Below are 19,752 nucleotides of genomic sequence, written 5' to 3'. Positions count from 1 at the left end.
TTGTCTATTTTACCCTCTATAAAGGATACACATGACTAACGCAAAGTTTGTCGAAGGCCCGATAATGCGCCACATCTTGGTGATGAGTTCCACCGCCGCTATCGGGATCTCGGCGTTATTTGTGGTCGACCTTATCGACATCTTTTTTCTCAGCTTATTGGGAGAGCAAGAGCTAGCTGCAGCAGTTGGGTACGCGGGTACCATCTCATTTTTTACTACCTCTATCGGTATCGGATTGTCCATCGCATTAGGCGCGTTAGTGTCAAGAGCCATAGGCGCCAAACAGTTTGCCCAAGCTAAGCGATTGCTGCTCAATAGCGCGGTGGTAACATTACTCGTGGCCATAGTGGTCGCTATGGTGGTGACCTATTTTATTCCCGAGCTTATTGCGTTAGTCGGTGCCAGTGGTCGCACCGCGCAGTTAGCTGCTGATTACCTATATATCTTGGTGCCTTCGATGCCACTAATTTGCCTAGCGATGGCACTTGGCGCCGCGCTGCGCGCCGTGGGGGATGCTAAGTTATCCATGATATCGACACTGGCCGGTGGTGGCGTCAACCTGATTTTTGACCCTATCTTTATCTTCTTATTTGCCATGGGAATAGAAGGTGCCGCGCTGGCGTCGGTGCTGGCGCGTGTGGCTGTTCTCATTATTGCCGCGCGCGGCGTCATGGTTAAGCACCAGTTGGTCGGCAAGTTTGATTTAACCGCCTTTAAGCAAGATCTTCGCCCCATTTTTGCTATTGCCGGGCCGGCAATGATGACCAATATTGCAACCCCTATCGGCAATGCGGTCGTTACCCGTGCTATTGCCGATTTTGGTGACAGTTATGTCGCCGCTTGGGCGGTATTAGGTAGACTCACGCCAGTGGCCTTTGGGATGATATTTGCGTTGTCCGGCGCGGTCGGCCCTATTGTGGGACAAAATTTTGGCGCGAGAGAGTTCGATAGGGTGAAAGAGATCTTAACCAAGGCGCTGCTGTTTTGCAGCGTTTATGTGATCTCGATATCGCTATTATTATTTGGACTTAAAGAACAGATCATTGTGATTTTTGCCATGCAGGGTGATAGCGCCGAACTGATCCGTTTTTTCTGTAGTTATATTGCGGTGTTCTTCGTGTTTTCCGGGGCGCTGTTTGTGGCTAATGCGTCATTTAATAATTTGGGTAAAGCCAAATACTCAACTGTGTTTAACGTGGGGAAAGCGACGCTGGGGACGATTCCATTTGTTTATTATGGTGCGCAGTGGGGTGGGGTTGAAGGGGTCTTAATTGGCCAAGTGTTGGGCGCGATTGTGTTTGGTGTCCTCGGCGTGTGGACCGCATACCGACTCGTTGATAAGGTGCAACAGCAGCAAATTCTGTTAGTGGGTTTTGAGGTAAATACCGAGTCAAGGCCTCTCGATGACGAACTGAGCCCATCGAGTCCTAATCCATTATCATCATCTTGTGCTCAAATGGCGCAGCTGAGTGAAGAGCAAGATTGCGAAGCCAGTAATCGGGTCTCAGAGCTCATTACGGGTAAACCAGTGGTTAGAGACTAGTGTGATAGAACGTTGGAGGGGGTAAGTTCAAGGCGTCCGAGTCTGAGGTGGTAAAAGACCGACGCCTAGCAAGGTGAGGCGATTAAGCTTGAGTTTCACTTTCAGTGCTGGTTGGCTCTGTAGGTTGGTCACTGGCCTGCTCGTTGTCGCTCGCTTCTGTTCCATTTTTGGTAGCATTGGCTTTGGCAGCTAATTCAGCTTGTTCACGAGCGAGCTCTTTGGCGCGATCGCCTTTAGATATATACTTCTTGATCGTAGGAGCCGTATGCTTGTTGAGACGCGCTTTAGCACGTTTTGCGGTCTTTTTGATTATCTTCTGTTTTCTGTTCATTGGCTCCACCTTAATTAACTCAAAATAGGGCTTAGCTTCGAGAGAGCGTAAACCGGGGGCGGATTTTAACTCAATCTCAAGCAGGCGGCTATAGGCAAACATTCTAATCGAGACAATTTATGACAATTAATCCTGTAAGTGAGATCACTTTTTTTGAACGCTTTGAGGCCGATATTCTCTCTGGGGCGAAAAATATTACCTTAAGAGATGAATCAGAGTCCCATTTTAAGGTTGGCCAAGTGCTGCATGTTGCGACCTTTGAAGATAACCGTTGGTTTTGCGACATTAAGGTTAATCGTGTCGAGACGGTCGCGTTTGATGCACTAAACCTTGAGCATGCAGCGCAAGAAAACATGACACTAGATGAGCTAAAGCAGGTGATAAGAGCAATATATGGCAATATTGATCAATTGTATTTAATTGGTTTTGAAGTGATTAAACGCCAATAATCCGCTGTGGTTTTGCTGCGGTTTAAAGAGGACTGCCGCTCTCCAAAGAGTAAGGAGTACAGCACTTATCTAATCGGTAAAGTCTATCGCAACGATTGATAGACTTTACTGGCCAAAAGTGGGGCTAAGGTACTATAAATAATAGACCTTTATAACTAACCTGTTGTAAAGCAGGGAAGGAGATAGTGCTCATGTCTAACAGTAAATGTCCGATGCATCATGTTGCAGGAAGTGGCACAGCAAATAAGGATTGGTGGCCAAACCAATTACGGCTTGAGATGTTGACTCAACACTCATCCAAGTCTAACCCCATGGAGGAGGGGTTCGATTATGCCAGTGAGTTTAAAAGCCTAGATCTTAAACAAGTTAAGCAAGACTTACACACCCTGATGGGAGATTCTCAAGACTGGTGGCCGGCAGATTTTGGCCACTATGGGCCGCTGTTTATTCGTATGGCATGGCATAGTGCCGGTACCTATCGAATTAGTGATGGACGCGGTGGCGGCGGCCGAGGTCAGCAGCGATTTGCGCCGTTAAATAGCTGGCCAGATAATGGTAACCTCGATAAGGCGCGCCGCCTATTGTGGCCGGTTAAACAAAAATATGGCCGTAAGATCTCATGGGCTGATTTAATGATCTTAGCGGGTAATGTGGCATTGGAGTCAATGGGGTTTGAAACCTTAGGTTTTGCCGGTGGTCGCGAAGATGTGTGGGAGCCAGAAATCCATGTCAATTGGGGCGCAGAAACCACTTGGTTGGCCGGAGACAAACGTTACTCTGGTAATCGAGAACTCGACAACCCTCTTGCTGCAGTGCAAATGGGGTTAATTTATGTCAATCCTGAAGGGCCTGATGGCAATCCCGATCCCCTTGCTGCAGCCCATGATATTCGTGAAACCTTTGCCAGAATGGCAATGAATGATGAAGAAACTGTAGCCTTGATTGCCGGTGGGCACACCTTCGGTAAAACTCATGGCGCCGGAGATGCGGCCTTAGTTGGTCCTGCGCCAGAAGAGGCCCCCATTGAGTTACAAGGACTCGGTTGGCACAATCGTTTCGGAAGCGGCAAAGGGGCCGACGCTATAACCAGTGGACTTGAAGTGACCTGGACTCAATCACCGACTCGTTGGAGCCATCACTTTTTTGAAAACCTATTCGGTTACGAATGGGAATTAACCAAGAGCCCGGCTGGCGCACACCAATGGCGCCCTATAGGTGGTGCGGGGGCTGATGAGATCCCCGATGCACACGATGCCGGTAAACGCCACGCGCCATCAATGTTGACCACTGACTTATCGTTACGCTTTGATCCGGCCTATGAGAAAATATCACGACGTTTCTTAGCCCATCCCGATGAATTTGCCCAAGCATTTGCTCGTGCTTGGTTTAAGTTGACGCATCGCGATATGGGGCCACGTGCTCGTTATTTGGGCGAAGACGTTCCATCAGCAGAGATGATTTGGCAAGATCCTATTCCTCAAGCCGATTATGAGAGCATCGATAGGCAAGATATCAGCGATTTAAAACAGGTCATTGCAGCCAGCGGACTGAAGATATCTGAGATGGTGTCAACGGCATGGGCATCGGCAGCTACGTTTCGAGGCTCAGATAAGCGGGGTGGCGCCAATGGCGCAAGAATTCAATTAGCGCCGCAAAATGGCTGGCCTGTCAATCAACCCCAACAGTTGTCGAAGGTTTTGGCAACTTATAGCCAAATTCAAGCCGACTTTAATCAGGCACAAATAGGTAAACAGGTCTCCTTGGCCGATCTTATTGTGCTAGGTGGTGGTGTCGGTATTGAACTTGCTGCGCGTCATGCTGGGCGTTCTATCAGTGTGCCCTTTACTCCAGGACGCACAGACGCCTTAGCCGAACAGACTGATATAGACTCATTTGCGGTACTCGAACCCGTTGCCGATGGGTTTAGGAATTATCTTGATGATAATCTCAAGGTACCCGCTGAGGCTTTATTAGTTGATAAAGCGCAGTTAATGGACCTAACGGCACCAGAAATGACGGTACTACTGGGTGGTATGCGAGTGTTGTCTACCAATGTGGATGGATCACCGCATGGGATGTTGACCGACAGGCCTGAAATTTTAACCAATGACTTTTTCACCAACTTGCTGAGTATGGACACCGAATGGAAACCCACATCCAGCGATGAAACCTTATTTGAAGGCTTTGATCGTGCAACGGGTGATCTTAAGTGGACAGCCACCCGAGTGGATTTAGTATTTGGTTCAAATTCAGTGCTCAGAGCCTTAGCAGAAGTTTATGGCAGCGACGATGCACAAGATAAGTTTATCGATGATTTTGTTGCGGTGTGGCATAAGGTGATGGAGCTAGATCGTTTCGATTTACGTTAGTATTTATTGTACAAAAAGTACGACTTAGACGGCTCAACTCATTTAATTTATGACGGATAACTGCTATGACAATAAGATGCCTAGTAGCATGAGCCGGCTCATGCAAGGTGCCGCTTAGTTTAAGCGGCACCTTGCATACTGACACTTTTGTTTTGGTGCAGCGGCGATAAGTCTGCAATATCTAGGGTGTTAAACGTGGGAGGTGGTGATAAAACTTTACGTTGATAATGTTAGTGATTAAGGGTGCTGTAGAGGAAGGTTAACGGATGGATTTTTTATCCAGCGCAAAGGCGCGAATATGTTAGCATGCACTTAAGTGAACCAATATGTTCACTTTCAAGTACAAGTTTGATGGCCTATCACACTTAAGCCATGATTATTTTTGTATAGTGCTCGGTGCGTTTAAACGTCGTAATTTGTCTGTATCCGCCTGAAATAGACTTCGAATTTCATGTTGTTTTCCTCGAAGTCTTTGTTAACTCAGTCGCAGAACATTCAGCCATATCGAGCACATTAAACCAGTGATTCACTGACGTAATGCGATTGATATAACACCCTATAGTAATAGTATCGATTTATCTAATTAGTAGGACAGTGATCCCCATGACAACTAAAATTATATTAGACACAGATCCCGGTATTGATGATGTAATGGCGATTCTGTTTGCCCAAGCGCATCCTGACATTGAACTTAAAGCCATCACTACGGTTTATGGCAACGTCACTATCGAAAATGCGACACATAACGCTTTATATCTTAAGCAAAAATATAAACTCCAAGCCGATATAGTGACTGGTGCGAGCAAGCCTATTGTACGTCCTCCAGTCGGCCCAACTGTGGTGGTTCATGGCGAAGGGGGGTTTGGCGATGTTAAAGTACCCGCTGAGGTAGAAGGCCAAGCGGATCCACGCCCAGCCTATCAGTACATTATCGATGCGGTTAAAGCCGAGCCTGGTGAAATAACCCTAGTGGCTATCGGTCCGTTAACGAACCTCGCGTTAGCGCTACAGGCTGACCCTACGATCGTTGATTTGGTCAAAGAAGTGGTCGTTATGGGCGGCGCCTTTGGTGAAAATGATCACCGCGGTAATGTGACGCCATTTGCCGAAGCCAATGTACATGACGATCCTCATGCAGCCGATATGGTATTTACCGCTTCATGGCCAGTAGTCGTGATTGGTTTAGATGTAACAGAGCAAAGCTTTTTCACCCGCGATTATCTTGATCAGTTACGTGACGATGCGGGTGAAGTTGGCCAGTTTATCTGGGACGTCAGCCGTTACTACTTAAAGTTTTACAGTGAAAAAGTGGGTTTAGAGGCGTGCCATGTGCATGATCCTTCGGCGATCGCCTACGTGATTAATCCTGAGCTATTTACCTTAAGAGAAGGTCCTATTCGGGTGGTTACCGACGGCGTTGCAGAAGGCATGACCATTCAGAAGTTTGATGGTCGCACTTATCTACACGATGATTGGATGGATCACGCGCCACAAAAGGTGGGCGTTGCGGTCAATGATAGTGAATTATTAGCCTTATATCGTAGTAGCATTATTGATTATGCTGCTAGTTTAAAATAAGTCGTTAAATTTATTATCGGTCGCTTGATATTTTAAAGGGTTGACCGTTAAAAAAGCGCAGTTACTACTGCGCTTTTTTTATTACTTTTTAATGTAAATTAATAGCTAAGTTAGCGCTAGGCTGAGCCATTAAGGTTGATTGAGACCATAACGTTTTGATGGAATACTAAGCGTTAAGCCTTGCCGCGACCAGAGAGGCGTCAGGCATGTTTGCCGCACCAAGGCGCTCAACCGCTAAGGAGGCATAGGCGTTGGCGTATTTAGCCGCATCATGTAGCGTACTGCCCTTGGCAAGCTCGGCCACTAACGCGCCATTAAAGGCATCTCCAGCGCCAGTGGTATCTACCACCGCGCTTTTTAACACATCAACTTGGGTAAATTGGCCATTTTCATAGAGCAATACCCCATCAGCACCACGGGTGATCACCACCGAGGTGACTCCTAAAGCATGTATCGCGATAGCGGCTTGTTTAGCGCTCTCTAAATCTGTGACTTCAATGCCAGTCATTAATGAGGCTTCGGTTTCATTGGGGGTTATCATATCCACCAAAGGCAGTAACTCAGGGGTTCTGTCATGGTATGGCGCGGGGTTGAGGATCACTTTAGCGCCACTCTCTTTGGCGATGCTCATTGCCAACTTGATAGCATCAAAATTGGTTTCAAGTTGGGTAAGAAACAGCTCAGCATTAATAATATGATGCTTGGCAGTTTGCACTTCATCGGCAGTTAGGGTCATATTTGCGCCTTCATTCACCGCAATCATATTTTCGCCGGCTTGCTCGCTAACATAAATGAGCGCGGTTCCTGTAGGGCTGGTGGATGACTCGACAATAATGGTGTTGTCTATGCCTGTACTGCTCAGGTGTTGGCGGGCAAATTGACTAAATTGGTCGGTACCAATTTTGGTCATAAAGGTAATGTTAGCGCCATTTTTAGCAGCAGCATAAGCTTGATTGGCACCTTTGCCACCGGCGCCAATACTGCTACTACTTGAATGCAGCGTTTCACCGGGTTGAGGGAAGCGTTCTAGGTTCGCAACGATATCGACATTGAATGAGCCAAGTACAAATACATTCTGTTTCATTTTTTTTAATCTACCTTGGGTTGAATCGAGTCCTAAGGTGTCGCTCAGCAAGTTGTGTTCTATCAGTTGTGCCAGCATGGCATCCAAGCTGTACTTTTTGATATCCACCCCTTCAGACTGACAGACGCCGCCGTGAATTCGTTTTACTAGGCCGTCTTGTTCCAGTTGGACGAGATCACAGCGAACCGTTTTGGCTGTCACTGCGAGTAACCTGGAGAGTTGTTGGTTAGATAGCTGTTTATGCATGCTAAGTAGCTTGAGAATAACAGCTAGCCTTTCATTTCGACTTAGTTTGTTCATAGTAGAATATAGTTGTTCTGCTGCAGATAAGTTGTGATAAAGATGAGAGCTTAACATGTAAAACGAACGGTTTGGTTCGTTTTGGCGTTAATTTTCGTTATTGGAGCGTATTGACGCTAGGAATAAGAGCGTTTGCTAGAAGCTCAAGAGGAAAATATTGAGCCATAAAACAGGTGGCTTTATGGGGTAAATATATCGATATCTTGAGCCGTAGCGCCTTCATTACACTCACCACGGATCTCGCCTCGACCTAGTTCGATAATGCGGCTTAATTCAATATAACCCTCGCGGCAATATCCAGTCATCGCAATGGTTTTGTCGAGCCCTAATTCAATTTGCTGTGTCCAATCAGACAGATCGGGAGGTGTGTTCTTTTTTCTGCTTTGCTGGCGCTCTATTTGCCTTGTCTGCAGATACGGTCGCTCTATGGTCGGCAATGTGGCGTATTTTATTTTATAGGTGAATAGTTTAATGCCATCGCCTGTAATTTGGGTCTGAAATTTGTCTTCCACTTTGATATCAAAGTCATCAACGCTGCGCTGACTAGCGGTGCATGCGGACAGTATTAATAATCCGAATAAAACAAGCGTATTTTTTATTTGCATGATTTTTATTGTCTTTATATGCATGGTATTAAAGTATGGCTCGAGGATAACGTAAATTGGGCTGCTTAGCACCTATGGCTAAAGTCTCTGGCGAGGTAAGGTGATTAGCGCACTTAGGTGGAGGGAATACCATTAACACAGGCAGGCGCCCTATAAGTTGATGGTAAAAATCATGCGCGTTAGTCATTACTGATTAACGCGCTGGTCAATCATTATGCGAAGCGTTGGTTAAGATAGTTAATGATGTCTGAAGATTCATACATCCATTGTACTTGACCGTTTTCCTCTATGCGTAAACAGGGCACCATGGCTTTGCCGCCTTGCTTTACCAGTGTTTGTTGATGCTCGGTTTGTTTGGCATCGACAGTCGCGATATTAAGGCCTTGACGACGAATAGTACGGCGCACTTTGACACAAAATGGACACGCAGGATATTGATATAACTGAATTTGGCGAGTCTGCTCATCAATTTTGGTTTGTTCTGCTATCGGGCGCTGACGCTTCTTTGGGGCAAAAATGAAATTAAAAAACAGAATAATACGACCTAATACCCAACGAACGATAAACATTGACAACATCCTCATGTAATTTGATGGGCGTGATTTTAACCTAAGTGTGACCCGGATCAAAGTGATGATTGATCTGGCTGTGTTATCGGGGCCTTGAAATAACACTTGTTTTGGGTTTGCAGCACTTGTTGATGCGCTAATCATTAAGGCATGCCGATAATGGCGGAACAAAGGTCAACGTGACTTGATCTTAAAAGCCTAATCCCCATGTTATCTCCATGCGTTGTGGTGGAGTAAAGGCCGTTTGTTACTCAATGGCTTATGGAGTGGCTTATGGTAAGATACGCGCGGTTTTTTATGCATCAAAACAGGTTATCGACAAGTTGTCGTCACCTTGGTAGTTGGAGAGAAGATACGTTGAATAAGAGTTTTATTACAAATTTATTGGCTGGCGCAGTGATGGCAACTGGCTACTTATTGGCTTCTCCTGTGATGCTCAATGTCGGATTATTTGCCCTGTCGGGCGCCTTAACCAACTGGCTTGCTATCCATATGCTGTTTGAAAAGGTCCCCGGTTTATACGGCAGTGGGGTGATACCCACACGGTTTGAAGAGTTTAAAGCGGGCATTGCCCATTTGATGATGGAACAGTTTTTTACCGATGAGAATATTGATAAATTTCTGTCTCAGCAGGGTGACGGTGCATCACACATTAACTTAACCCCTATCATTGAACGCGTGGACATGACCCCCGCATTTGACGCGCTAGTGACCACGGTTGAACAGTCATCTTTGGGTGGCATGCTCGCCATGTTTGGTGGCACCGATGCCATTGAACCGTTAAAGGCACCTTTTATTGAGAAGATGAAAAGCTCACTGATAGAGATCACTCAAAGTGATGATTTTTATGCGCTACTTAAGCAAGAGATTGAGCAGCCAGACGTATTGGCCGAATTGAAAGCTAAAATCACCGCGATAGTGCATCAGCGTCTTGAAGAGTTAACTCCACAATTGGTGAAACAGATTGTTCAAGAGATGATCAAAAAACACTTAGGGTGGCTCGTTGTGTGGGGAGGGGTGTTTGGTGGTTTGATTGGTTTGGTCGCTGCCTTACTTGCCTAAGCGAGCGTGTTGGTGCCGATAAACAAAAAAGAGAGCTTAGGCTCTCTTTTTTGTTTAGTCATGAACTTGTTATCTATGCTACTGTTTTATGTGCTGCTATCGACAATATGAGGCGATTATGGACGCTCCCTTAAGCATTAATTATTTAGAAATTCCGGTATTAGCCATGGCACCCACTAAAGCGTTTTTTAGTGACGTCTTTGGGTGGCAATTTGTCGACTATGGTGACAGCTATAGCTGCTTTATTAATGCAGGCATAAACGGTTAATGCCAGTCAGTTAAGCTGATTGGCATTTTTCTTTTTATGGGGATATTTGCTTGGTTTTGACTTTATAGCCCTTGGGTACACCCTATCTTCTCGTTTCGTTGGTAGCTCGAAGTTACCTAGCATTTCTATCAGTTGCTCGTAATGATTGGGTAAATTTCCTGGGCTCATCAGTGGTAATCTTGCTAGGTAACTTAGTATCGTACTCGCGCAGTTACTGAAGCTGAGGCGATTGGCCCATATTCCTTTTCTTGACGCGGCCTCAGTCATTGCTTGACGCATCAGGTTGTAGCCAAGTAGTAAGCCCCAAAGTTCCTGTTCTACCATCTCTGATTTTTTACTTCTTAGCGTATACTCGCTGTTTAGTAGGGTCTGTTTCATCTCTCGGTAGCCAAGCTCTATTTCCCATCGATGATTATATAACTCAACGATGTCAGCACTTGGAAAGCGTAATGGGTCGACCATTGAGGTTAATACCTGATGCGTCTTACCTTTTATTGATTTTGTCACCAGCCTCGCTTCTATATGCGTCGGTAGCGCTGGGTTTTGTTGTCTGGCTTGGGCGGTTATTGCCAATTTCACCTGTTTATCTAACCGGCCATTTGAGTGTAAAACCTCGTACTGAAGCCCCTTTCTCGCAGGGATTAACCAGTGCCGCTCTTCACCACCTAGTTGCCATTGATGTAGCAAGTTTAAGGAGTAAAAACCTTTATCGAACATCGTGAGACTATGGTCTGGAGTTGACTGTATGAGCGCTTCTGCTAGCTTCATTTCACTCGTTTTATAACCATCAAACGCGCTATTTATCAGTTGATGGCTAGTGAGCTCCATATGACACACCATACGAACCTGAGGAAATGAGGTGTCACCATGTTGATTTGATGGTGAGCCAAAAGCATTACGATTATCAGCGGTGTCCTGAGTGCGCCAGACTACACCATCAACGGCTAATAAATTCAGTCCACACCACGTCTCAAATTGAGTGTTGCTATAGTAATGTTTTGCCATCATTTGAAAGGCATTATTCATACTCTGCACACCTAACCTCTGGCGCCCTTGAACAAGAGCACTGGGGGCAATGAGCTTCTTTTTACCTGGTAGCATCAACTCCATATGAGTCGCAAGCTCCCATACAGACTGTTGTCGGTAAAAACTCATACCAATGACAGACCACATAACTGCATCAAGGGGTAAGCGACGTTTTCTTACTGTGGCGACCCCAGCAGTTTCAAAGGCTTGCTGGATGATGTTTTCATCCAATAAGTGATTAAGATTGGTAAAGGCTGTGGCTTCTTGGTGGTATTCAAAAGCGGTGCAGAAAGCTTGTTCTAAAGACATAAAAAAATCCAATATCATTTCTGATATTGGATTTTGAAGCCTTTTAAAGATCGGTCAACTGATCGTTTATATGCTTAACTGATCGGCATTAACCTTAAGGTCTCTTTTTTAGTTTGCGATGTGATACTTATCGCTTAAGCATACGCGCTTTCATGTACCGACTGCACTGCACGGCCAGAAGGGTCTATGATGCCTTGTAAGCTCTCATCCCAAGCCAGCGCTTCAGGCGTCGAACAGGCCACAGACTTGCCGCCAGGCACTGTTTCTGCTGCTGATGGCAGTGGGAAGTGTTCTTCGAAGAAACAACGATAGAAGTAAGCTTCCTTCGTTTCGGGCGTGTTGTAAGGGAATCTAAATTTGGCGTTAGCCAGTTGTAGATCGTCAACCTGCTGCGCCGCATGATCTTTAAGACCATCGATCCAAGAGTAACCGACACCATCACTGAACTGCTCTTTTTGACGCCATGCCACCTCTTTAGGCAGTTTGTGCTCAAATGCCTGGCGTAAAATATGTTTCTCGATGCGGCCATCTTTTGACATTTTTGCTTCAGGGTTGATGCGCATGGCGGTATCGATAAACTCTTTATCAAGAAACGGCACGCGAGCCTCGAGCCCCCAGGCTGCCATGGCTTTGTTGGCGCGTAGGCAGTCAAATAGGTGTAGCTTGTCCAATTTTCGTACTAGCTCTTCATGGAAGGCTTGGGCATTAGGCGCTTTATGGAAATAAAGATAACCGCCAAATAGCTCATCGGCGCCTTCACCTGACAATACCATTTTTATGCCCATCGCTTTAATTTTACGTGCCATAAGGTACATTGGCGTGGCTGCGCGAATGGTGGTGACATCATAGGTTTCAAGGTGGTAGATCACATCTTTAATCGCATCTAAGCCATCTTGGAAGGTAAAGGTGATCTCATGATGTATGGTGCCAATGGCATCGGCCACTTTTTTAGCCGCGACGAGATCCGGCGCGCCTTCGAGCCCAACAGCAAATGAATGCAACTGTGGCCACCATGCATCGCTAGCACCATCATCTTCGATGCGGCGTTTAGCAAAGGTTTGGGTGATAGCTGAGATGATTGATGAATCTAATCCACCCGATAGCAATACGCCATAGGGCACATCAGACATCAGCTGACGCTTTACTGCAGCTTCGAGGGCGTCACGCAGCTCATCGACGCTGGCGTCGTTGTGCTCTACTGCGCTAAAAGATTGCCAATCACGCTGATAGTACTGCTCGTAACCTGCAGGGGTCAGTAAGTGGCCCGGCTTAAATTCTTCCACGGTTTTACACACAGGCATTAGTGCTTTCATTTCAGATGCGATATAGAAGTTACCTTCTGCATCATGACCCGTATAAAGCGGAATGATCCCCATATGGTCACGACCAATTAAATAGGTATCTTGGGTTTTGTCATACAGCACGAAAGCAAAAATGCCGTTTAATTTATCTAAAAATGCGCTGCCATATTCTTGATATAACGCCAAAATCACTTCGCAATCTGAGTTGGTTTGATAGCTGTACTTATCGCCTAATTCAGCTTTGAGTTCTTTGTGGTTATAGATCTCACCGTTGACGGCAAGAATCAGCGTTTCATCATCAGATAACAGTGGCTGTGCGCCATGTTCGATATCGACAATGGCTAAACGCTCATGGGCTAAAATGGCCTTATCACTGCTGTAGATCCCTGACCAATCAGGGCCACGATGGCGCAGTAGTTTGGACATCTCTAGTGCCACTTGACGCAGTGGAGTCGCATCGGACTGAATATCTAAAATGGCGAATATTGAACACATAACAAAAACTCCCAAAAACTCACTTAATCTCAATTGCCAATCACTTTGACAGCATTTTATCGATTTGCCAAACCTGTTTTTTGATAAAACGGCGGTTTTATAGGTTTTTGAGTGACTATTTGTATGGTTATTCGGGTTGTAAAATGATGATTGTTTATTTTAATGGCGATTTTTGTGGTTAATCACTATTTTGGTTGGGTTTTTGATGCCGAGATTTTGACAATCTTAAATTGACTCGCAATTTATGATGTTATGGCCAATGTTGGTGGGTAAATGAGCTATTTACATGGTGTGATGATTATCTATACAGCAAAGGCTTCAATGAGAAGCCTTTGCCAATCTAGTGAGTTGAAACATGTCAGTAAGCGCGAGTGAGTCTGTCTGTGGCCTAGGCCACTAGCATTACTGCATGCCTTGGGCTGTTATATTCTCTGGCCTTTGCGGCGTGTTGGCTGCCGGGGTTTTGGCTGGGCGTAAATGGTGAAACTCAGTGCCTGGGTAGTAACCGGGCCTGTCGTCACTATTAGCAAGAGTTTGTGCTGCCTGATAGTAGACGCCTAAATCTTGCAGCGCCCCAGAAAGATCCCAATCGGCACGGTATTCATCGCACACATTGTGATAACAGCCTTTCATCTTTTCTTTCATTGATGCACGGTAGGCTTTAGACGCTTCATCGGCCGGTTCATTACCTCCACCGGCAAAGACGGCTGGTACACCATATTGGGCGAAGCTGAAGTGATCTGAACGGAAAAAGCCACCAGATTCAGGCCGCGACTCACTTACGCTGACCCGTTGTTGATGACTGGCGGCATCGCTTAAGTAGCGCTCAAGTTCGGATTTGCCTTTACCGACAATGGTAAAGTCGCTGGTGCGGCCATAAATGTTGGTGCTATCTAAGTTAAATACCGCCACAGTGTTTGTTAAAGGGTAGAGCGGATTAGCGGCATAATAACGAGAACCAAGCAGGCCTTGCTCTTCACCTGTGGTGGCGACAAAGGTTAACGAACGCTGCAAGGGGTTGCCCTCACTCGCTTGTTTGGCAAACTGGCGGGCAATTTCCAATATGCCAGCAATGCCTGAAGCGTTATCTAAGGCGCCATTGTATATTTGGTCACCCTCTTTACTCGTATCGACGCCGATATGATCCCAGTGAGCAGTGAAGAGGATCTGCTCTGCCTTAGCCTGGCTGCCCGGAAGGGTGGCGACTACGTTATAGCTGTTAGCGTATGTGGCTTGATTGGCAAAGGCGATATCGGCAGTTTTGTCCAGTGCCACATTGATGGGCCCGCTTGCGGCGCGGTCAGTTAATGTGGCTAGCGATAAACCAGCGGCGTCAAACAGTGCCTTGGCTTTAGTTTGGGTTATCCAGCCTTCAACTTGTACGCGCTGTGCTTGAGTGGCGTTGTCTAATACTAAATCTTGTTGAGCGCCGGTCCAGCTATTTTCTACCACAGACCAGGGATAAGCCGCGGGCTGGGTATCGTGCACAATAATTGCGCCCAGTGCACCTTGGCGGCTAGCTTCTTCAAATTTATAGGTCCAGCGACCATAGTAGGTCATAGCTTTACCAGTAAATTTACCCGAATCGGGTAGGGCAAAACCAGGGTCGTTGATTAAGATCAGCGCAATTTTACCGCGCATATCGACCCCTTGATAATCGTTCCATTGGTATTCTGGTGCGTTGATACCATAGCCGACAAACACCAGTGGGGCATCATGGATATTGATCTGTTGATTATCGTGGCGACTGCTCAGCACGATATCTTGACGATAACGCATTGTAATACCCGCAAGGTTAACTTGCTGCTGTTCGCTGGCGGTATAGCTCACCATAGGTACAGATTGCAGATAACTGCCATCGTTCGCGCCAATGAGTCCAGCCGAGGCAAAGGCGTTACTGAGATAGTCCAGTGTGAGTTGCTCGCCACGCGTGGTTGGCGCTCGGCCTTCGAAGGCGTCTGATGACAGGGTTTGAATATCTTGACGAAATCGTGCTTCGTTAAACTCTGGCACGTTCACAGCAGTGCGAACCGCAGTTGAGTTTTGACTACAGGCGCTGAGTATTATCAACGCGCATGCGGGTAGGAGTAATCGCATCTAATATCCTATTTTTATTGTTATTTATGGCGCTAATCTGGGTTTTGTTAAGCGCTATTATTATGGTGTTGGCTGACGAGGGTAATGTCTGTGAAACTCAACATTATTGCCGCTGGGACATGATGGTGAAGATGGTTCACTTTAGCAAGTGAGCCATCTGATTAAAATGTTACGCTTTATGACTATAAGCGGATTGATTAGATAACGTCGATGTCACCGGCACAGTCAAAAATATGGTTAGGCCTAAAAGGCTCTTTTTCGATATCTTTGAGCTGACTGACACCGCTGGTCACTAAGATGGTTTCGAGACCTGCTTGGAACCCAGCTAAGATATCGGTGCGCATGTTATCGCCAATGATAACCGTGTTTTCAGAGTGGCCATTGATATGGTTGAGTGCACTACGGATGATCCACGAACTGGGTTTACCAACGCAAAAGGGTTTACGGCCACTGATGCGCTCAATAGGCGCACACAAAGCACCACAGGCTGGGCTATAGGCTGGGCCATGGGTGTCTGGATTAGTGGCAATAAAACGGGCTCCGCCAGCCACAAACTGTGCGGCTTTATGGATCATATCCCAGTTGTATGAGCGAGTTTCACCCACAATCACAAAGTCAGGATTAATGTCGGTGATGGTAAAGCCGGCTTTGTATAACTCGTGAGTTAAGGCGCCTTCACCAATGACATAGGCTTTATCACCCGATTGATGTTTAAGAAAGTCGGCTGTGGCCATGGCCGAGGTGTAAAAACAGGCTTCAGGGATATTAATGCCTGCTGCGCCAAGACGGTTTTGCAGATCTTTGCCGGTTTGTACGGGGTAGTTGGTGAGGATAACCAGTGGATTGCCTTGCTCTAAGATCCGCTCAATAAAGGTATCACTTCCCGGGATAAGCTTGTTGTTATGCAGTAATACACCATCGATATCGCAAATTATATTTTTCATCTTTGCTTCCATGTGGCTAGCAGAAATTAACTGCTTTCCATCTAAAACTAATTAGGCTGTAAAAACAATACTCACAGGCCAATTCTTTAAGTGGTCTAGCAAAGATTGCCTGGGATTACGTGCAAGTAAAAAAAGAGACCCTGAGGTCTCTTTGTTATTTATGCTGTTAGCTATGGCGCTTTAATCGGCGGCATAGCCCATAACATCTAGCGGTTTACTGTCGAGATAGGCGGTGCCATTTTTCATGGTTAAACGGTTTTGACTAAACCATTTAACCACGAGAGGATAAATAGCATGCTCTTGCTCGTGAACGCGTGCGGCGAGCGTTGCGGCATCATCTTCTGGGTAAACGGGTACTTTGGCTTGCAAAATAACCGGCCCAGCATCGAGCTCCGGAGTGACAAAATGCACGCTGGCACCGTGCTCACTGTCACCAGCGTCAATTGCCCGCTGGTGAGTGTGTAGCCCGGTGTATTTTGGGAGTAAAGAGGGATGAATATTGATCATCCGCCCCTCAAATTGCTGCACAAAATTGTCACTTAATATCCGCATAAAGCCTGCGAGCACAATAAGATCGGGTTGATACTTATCGATGGCTTGCTTCAAGCGTGCATCATAATCGCTGCGGGTTTCACCTTGGTGCGCTATCACACAACTGGTATCTATCTCACTGTGATGGGCACGCACAAGGCCATAAGCATCAGGTTTATTACTGATAACACCAACGACTTCAGCATGTACATTGTCATCACAACCATCGATAACGGCTTGTAAATTACTGCCACTACCTGAGATTAAAACTAATACGCGACAGCACTGGGGCATTAGATGATCTCCACTTGCTCTTCGTCGCCATTGCGGCTAGCAATGTCACCGATAAGCCAAGCGTTTTCACCTTCAGCTTTTAGCAAACGTAAAGCACTGTCTACTTGATCTTGTGGCAAGGCGATAATCATGCCCACGCCACAGTTAAAGGTACGGTACATCTCAAATTCAGCGATGTTGCCATTGTCCATTAACCAGTTGAACACGGTTGGCCACTGCCAAGAATCACCTTTAACCACAGCTTTGGCATCATTAGGCAGTACGCGTGGGATATTTTCCCAGAATCCGCCGCCAGTAATGTGTGCCATAGCGTGGATGTCATTTTGCTCAAGCAGCTTAAGCAGCGGCTTAACGTAAATTTTGGTCGGCTCGAGTAGGTGATCGATAAGCGGCTTACCATCAAGGTCTTGCTGAGGATCGGCTTGGCTTACTTCAAGCACCTTACGAATAAGCGAGTAACCATTTGAGTGCGGACCGCTCGAACCTAAAGCGATAAGTGCATCACCGGCGACCACTTTAGAGCCATCTAGCACGTCTTCTTTTTCAACTACACCGACACAGAATCCAGCAAGATCGTAATCTTCGCCTTCATACATGCCAGGCATTTCGGCGGTTTCACCACCGATCAAGGCACAACCTGATTGAGCACAACCTTCGGCAATACCATTGACGACTGAGGTTGCCGTTGCAACATCCAGTTTGCCAGTGGCGTAGTAGTCGAGGAAGAAAAGTGGCTCTGCGCCAGCAACGATTAAATCGTTTACACACATGGCAACTAAATCAACGCCGACACTGTCGTGTTTTTTGTAATCGATGGCCAGTCTAAGCTTGGTACCTACACCATCGGTGCCAGAAACAAGAACTGGATGTTTGTACTTAGTTGGTAGCTCGCAAAGGGCACCAAAGCCACCAAGGTTGCCCATAACTTCTGGGCGGTGGGTACGTTTTACAGCAGATTTGATATTGTCTACCAGGGCGTTGCCTGCGTCGATATCAACACCTGCGTCTTTATAGCTTAGTTGGGTAGGAGTGCTCACGGAGGATCCTCTCGGGTACATCGTTATTGGATTTTTATGCGCCGCATTCTATCAGTTTGTGGAGGCGCTCGAAAGTGATGATTTTGAATATTGAAACGGACTTAGCTCACGATTTACCGTGTTTATAAAACTTTATGTTTTCCAATTTGGACAAATCTACTAAAATCGGTGCAATTTGCTCAAAAAACACAAATATGCATCAGGAGAAAACGATGAAAGTAGTCGAAGTTAAACACCCTTTGGTCCGTCATAAAATTGGATTAATGCGTGAAGGGGATATTAGTACTAAGCGTTTTCGCGAGTTAGCAGCAGAAGTAGGAAGCTTATTAACCTATGAAGCGACCGCAGACTTTGAAACTGAAAAAGTGACTATCGACGGTTGGAATGGTCCAGTTGAAATCGATCAAATCAAAGGTAAAAAAGTCACTGTAGTACCTATTTTACGTGCAGGCTTAGGCATGATGGATGGTGTACTTGAGCACGTACCGAGTGCGCGTATCTCAGTAGTGGGTCTTTACCGCGACGAAGAAACCTTGCAACCTGTGACTTACTTTGAAAAATTAGCCAGCAACATGCATGAGCGTATCGCGCTTGTGGTCGACCCTATGTTGGCAACGGGCGGATCAATGATCGCCACTATCGACTTGTTAAAAGCCCGTGGTTGCACTTCAATTAAGGCCCTAGTGTTAGTCGCTGCACCAGAAGGTGTTGCAGCACTAGAGAAAGCCCACCCTGATATCGAGCTATTTACTGCATCTATCGATGATTGCCTCAACGAGCAAGGTTATATCTTGCCAGGTTTGGGTGATGCTGGTGATAAAATTTTCGGCACTAAATAACATGCGGACGGTGTAAACCGTTTGGCAATAAAAAATCCGATGCCATTGGTCATCGGATTTTTTTTATTTTATTGTGTGCTATTGAGCCGTAATGATTGCGCGATTAGGCTTTATCTCTTCTGTCGCCAATGACCTTAGCCGGATTACCCGCCACAATTGCATAATCAGGCACATCTTTAGTGACGATACAGCCCATGCCGACCACGGCGCAGTTGCCAATCGTGACACCATCGACGATGCCGGCTTGAGCACCTATCCATACATCTTTGCCGATAACGATGCCCTTTGAGTGGGCATTTTGCTGGTAGATGGGCATGGTGGGCGACATGCCATGATTAAAGGCGTAAATGGTGACGTTATTGGCGATGCGGGTTTGGTCGCCAATAATAATTTTGCCACGTCCACCATCGAGCGAGCAGCCGTGATTGATCGCCACCTCGCGACCTAAAATGATCGGCCCATGTAAAAAACAATCGGCGGCTATCATGCATTGATCGCCAATAATAATATCGCGTCCCGGCTCAGCAAACAGCTGCGCCTGTGGCGCAATAAAGCAGTGCTCACCTATGCTAACGGTTTCAACCGCCATCAGGTGCTGTTGAATGGCTGCTTGCCAGGGTTGAGCCCAGCTTAAATGTTTCGGCTTAAGTGAAAAATAGAGCCAAGGCATGTAAGCGAGACGCTGTTTGTGCTGGGCTTGATAATCGATAGCGTCAGTCAT

Annotated in this window: 17 protein-coding genes and 1 pseudogene; 7 read left to right on the top strand and 11 right to left on the bottom strand. The window is 46.3% G+C overall.

Annotated features, from left to right (window positions below; all coding sequences use genetic code 11):
* Positions 1-31: 31 nt before the first annotated feature.
* Entirely contained in the window at positions 32-1,543 is a 1,512-nt protein-coding gene (locus AC5YB1_RS13000) for an MATE family efflux transporter (RefSeq protein WP_475516414.1), read from the top strand.
* 82 nt (positions 1,544-1,625) lie between these two features.
* Here the strand turns inward: AC5YB1_RS13000 and AC5YB1_RS12995 are convergent, their stop codons facing one another.
* On the bottom strand, positions 1,626-1,874 hold the full coding sequence (locus AC5YB1_RS12995) for a DUF2986 domain-containing protein (protein ID WP_475516415.1): 249 nt from the start codon (positions 1,872-1,874) through the stop codon (positions 1,626-1,628).
* Between the two features lie 119 nt (positions 1,875-1,993).
* Between AC5YB1_RS12995 and yqfB the strand changes: the two genes are divergently transcribed.
* From yqfB to AC5YB1_RS12980, 3 genes are all read left to right on the top strand, one after another.
* The gene (gene yqfB, locus AC5YB1_RS12990; RefSeq protein WP_475516416.1) at positions 1,994-2,323 is read left to right on the top strand and encodes a N(4)-acetylcytidine aminohydrolase; all 330 of its coding nucleotides are present in this window, start codon (positions 1,994-1,996) and stop codon (positions 2,321-2,323) included.
* A 191-nt stretch (positions 2,324-2,514) separates the two neighbouring features.
* A complete protein-coding gene (gene katG, locus AC5YB1_RS12985; protein ID WP_494519528.1) occupies positions 2,515-4,692 on the top strand; it encodes a catalase/peroxidase HPI in 2,178 nt (725 codons plus the stop codon).
* Positions 4,693-5,295: 603 nt separating this feature from the next.
* Positions 5,296-6,270: a nucleoside hydrolase gene (locus AC5YB1_RS12980; RefSeq protein WP_475516418.1), complete on the top strand. Its 975-nt coding sequence runs from the start codon at positions 5,296-5,298 to the stop codon at positions 6,268-6,270.
* 166 nt (positions 6,271-6,436) lie between these two features.
* Here AC5YB1_RS12980 and rbsK read toward each other — a convergent pair whose 3' ends face one another.
* The 3 genes from rbsK to AC5YB1_RS12965 form a co-directional block, all read right to left on the bottom strand.
* Positions 6,437-7,600: a ribokinase gene (gene rbsK / locus AC5YB1_RS12975; RefSeq protein WP_494519527.1), complete on the bottom strand. Its 1,164-nt coding sequence runs from the start codon at positions 7,598-7,600 to the stop codon at positions 6,437-6,439.
* 233 nt (positions 7,601-7,833) lie between these two features.
* Complete coding sequence (locus tag AC5YB1_RS12970; RefSeq protein WP_475516420.1) at positions 7,834-8,259, bottom strand: hypothetical protein; 426 nt, start codon at positions 8,257-8,259, stop codon at positions 7,834-7,836.
* A 212-nt stretch (positions 8,260-8,471) separates the two neighbouring features.
* Positions 8,472-8,828, bottom strand: coding sequence for a glutathione S-transferase N-terminal domain-containing protein (locus tag AC5YB1_RS12965; RefSeq protein ID WP_475516421.1), 357 nt, complete (start codon positions 8,826-8,828; stop codon positions 8,472-8,474).
* A gap of 357 nt (positions 8,829-9,185) precedes the next feature.
* Here AC5YB1_RS12965 and AC5YB1_RS12960 point away from each other — a divergent pair, with 357 nt between their 5' ends.
* Positions 9,186-9,890 carry a DUF445 domain-containing protein gene (locus tag AC5YB1_RS12960; protein ID WP_494519526.1) on the top strand — a complete coding sequence of 235 codons (705 nt, stop codon included), beginning with the start codon at positions 9,186-9,188 and terminating at the stop codon, positions 9,888-9,890.
* 118 nt (positions 9,891-10,008) lie between these two features.
* Positions 10,009-10,155 (top strand): annotated as a pseudogene (locus AC5YB1_RS12955) (VOC family protein); the annotation flags it as partial.
* 9 nt (positions 10,156-10,164) lie between these two features.
* Here AC5YB1_RS12955 and AC5YB1_RS12950 read toward each other — a convergent pair.
* The 6 genes from AC5YB1_RS12950 to purM form a co-directional block, all read right to left on the bottom strand.
* A complete protein-coding gene (locus tag AC5YB1_RS12950) occupies positions 10,165-11,493 on the bottom strand; it encodes an IS4 family transposase (RefSeq protein ID WP_494519525.1) in 1,329 nt (442 codons plus the stop codon).
* A 134-nt stretch (positions 11,494-11,627) separates the two neighbouring features.
* Complete coding sequence (asnB, locus tag AC5YB1_RS12945) at positions 11,628-13,289, bottom strand: asparagine synthase B (protein WP_475516425.1); 1,662 nt, start codon at positions 13,287-13,289, stop codon at positions 11,628-11,630.
* Positions 13,290-13,691: 402 nt separating this feature from the next.
* The gene (locus AC5YB1_RS12940; RefSeq protein WP_494519524.1) at positions 13,692-15,386 is read right to left on the bottom strand and encodes a M28 family metallopeptidase; all 1,695 of its coding nucleotides are present in this window, start codon (positions 15,384-15,386) and stop codon (positions 13,692-13,694) included.
* Positions 15,387-15,583: 197 nt separating this feature from the next.
* On the bottom strand, positions 15,584-16,330 hold the full coding sequence (locus AC5YB1_RS12935; RefSeq protein ID WP_494519523.1) for an HAD-IIA family hydrolase: 747 nt from the start codon (positions 16,328-16,330) through the stop codon (positions 15,584-15,586).
* 180 nt (positions 16,331-16,510) lie between these two features.
* Complete coding sequence (gene purN / locus AC5YB1_RS12930; protein WP_494519522.1) at positions 16,511-17,155, bottom strand: phosphoribosylglycinamide formyltransferase; 645 nt, start codon at positions 17,153-17,155, stop codon at positions 16,511-16,513.
* Entirely contained in the window at positions 17,155-18,192 is a 1,038-nt protein-coding gene (gene purM, locus AC5YB1_RS12925; RefSeq protein WP_494519521.1) for a phosphoribosylformylglycinamidine cyclo-ligase, read from the bottom strand. The genes purN and purM overlap by 1 nt, the downstream gene beginning before the upstream one ends.
* 212 nt (positions 18,193-18,404) lie before the next feature.
* Between purM and upp the strand changes: the two genes are divergently transcribed.
* Complete coding sequence (upp, locus tag AC5YB1_RS12920) at positions 18,405-19,031, top strand: uracil phosphoribosyltransferase (protein ID WP_110456250.1); 627 nt, start codon at positions 18,405-18,407, stop codon at positions 19,029-19,031.
* Positions 19,032-19,134: 103 nt separating this feature from the next.
* Here the strand turns inward: upp and AC5YB1_RS12915 are convergent, their stop codons facing one another.
* The gene (locus AC5YB1_RS12915; protein ID WP_494519520.1) at positions 19,135-19,752 is read right to left on the bottom strand and encodes an acyltransferase; all 618 of its coding nucleotides are present in this window, start codon (positions 19,750-19,752) and stop codon (positions 19,135-19,137) included.

The organism is Shewanella sp. 433 (assembly GCF_059338565.1).
This window is presented reverse-complemented; position numbering and strand designations above follow the sequence as displayed.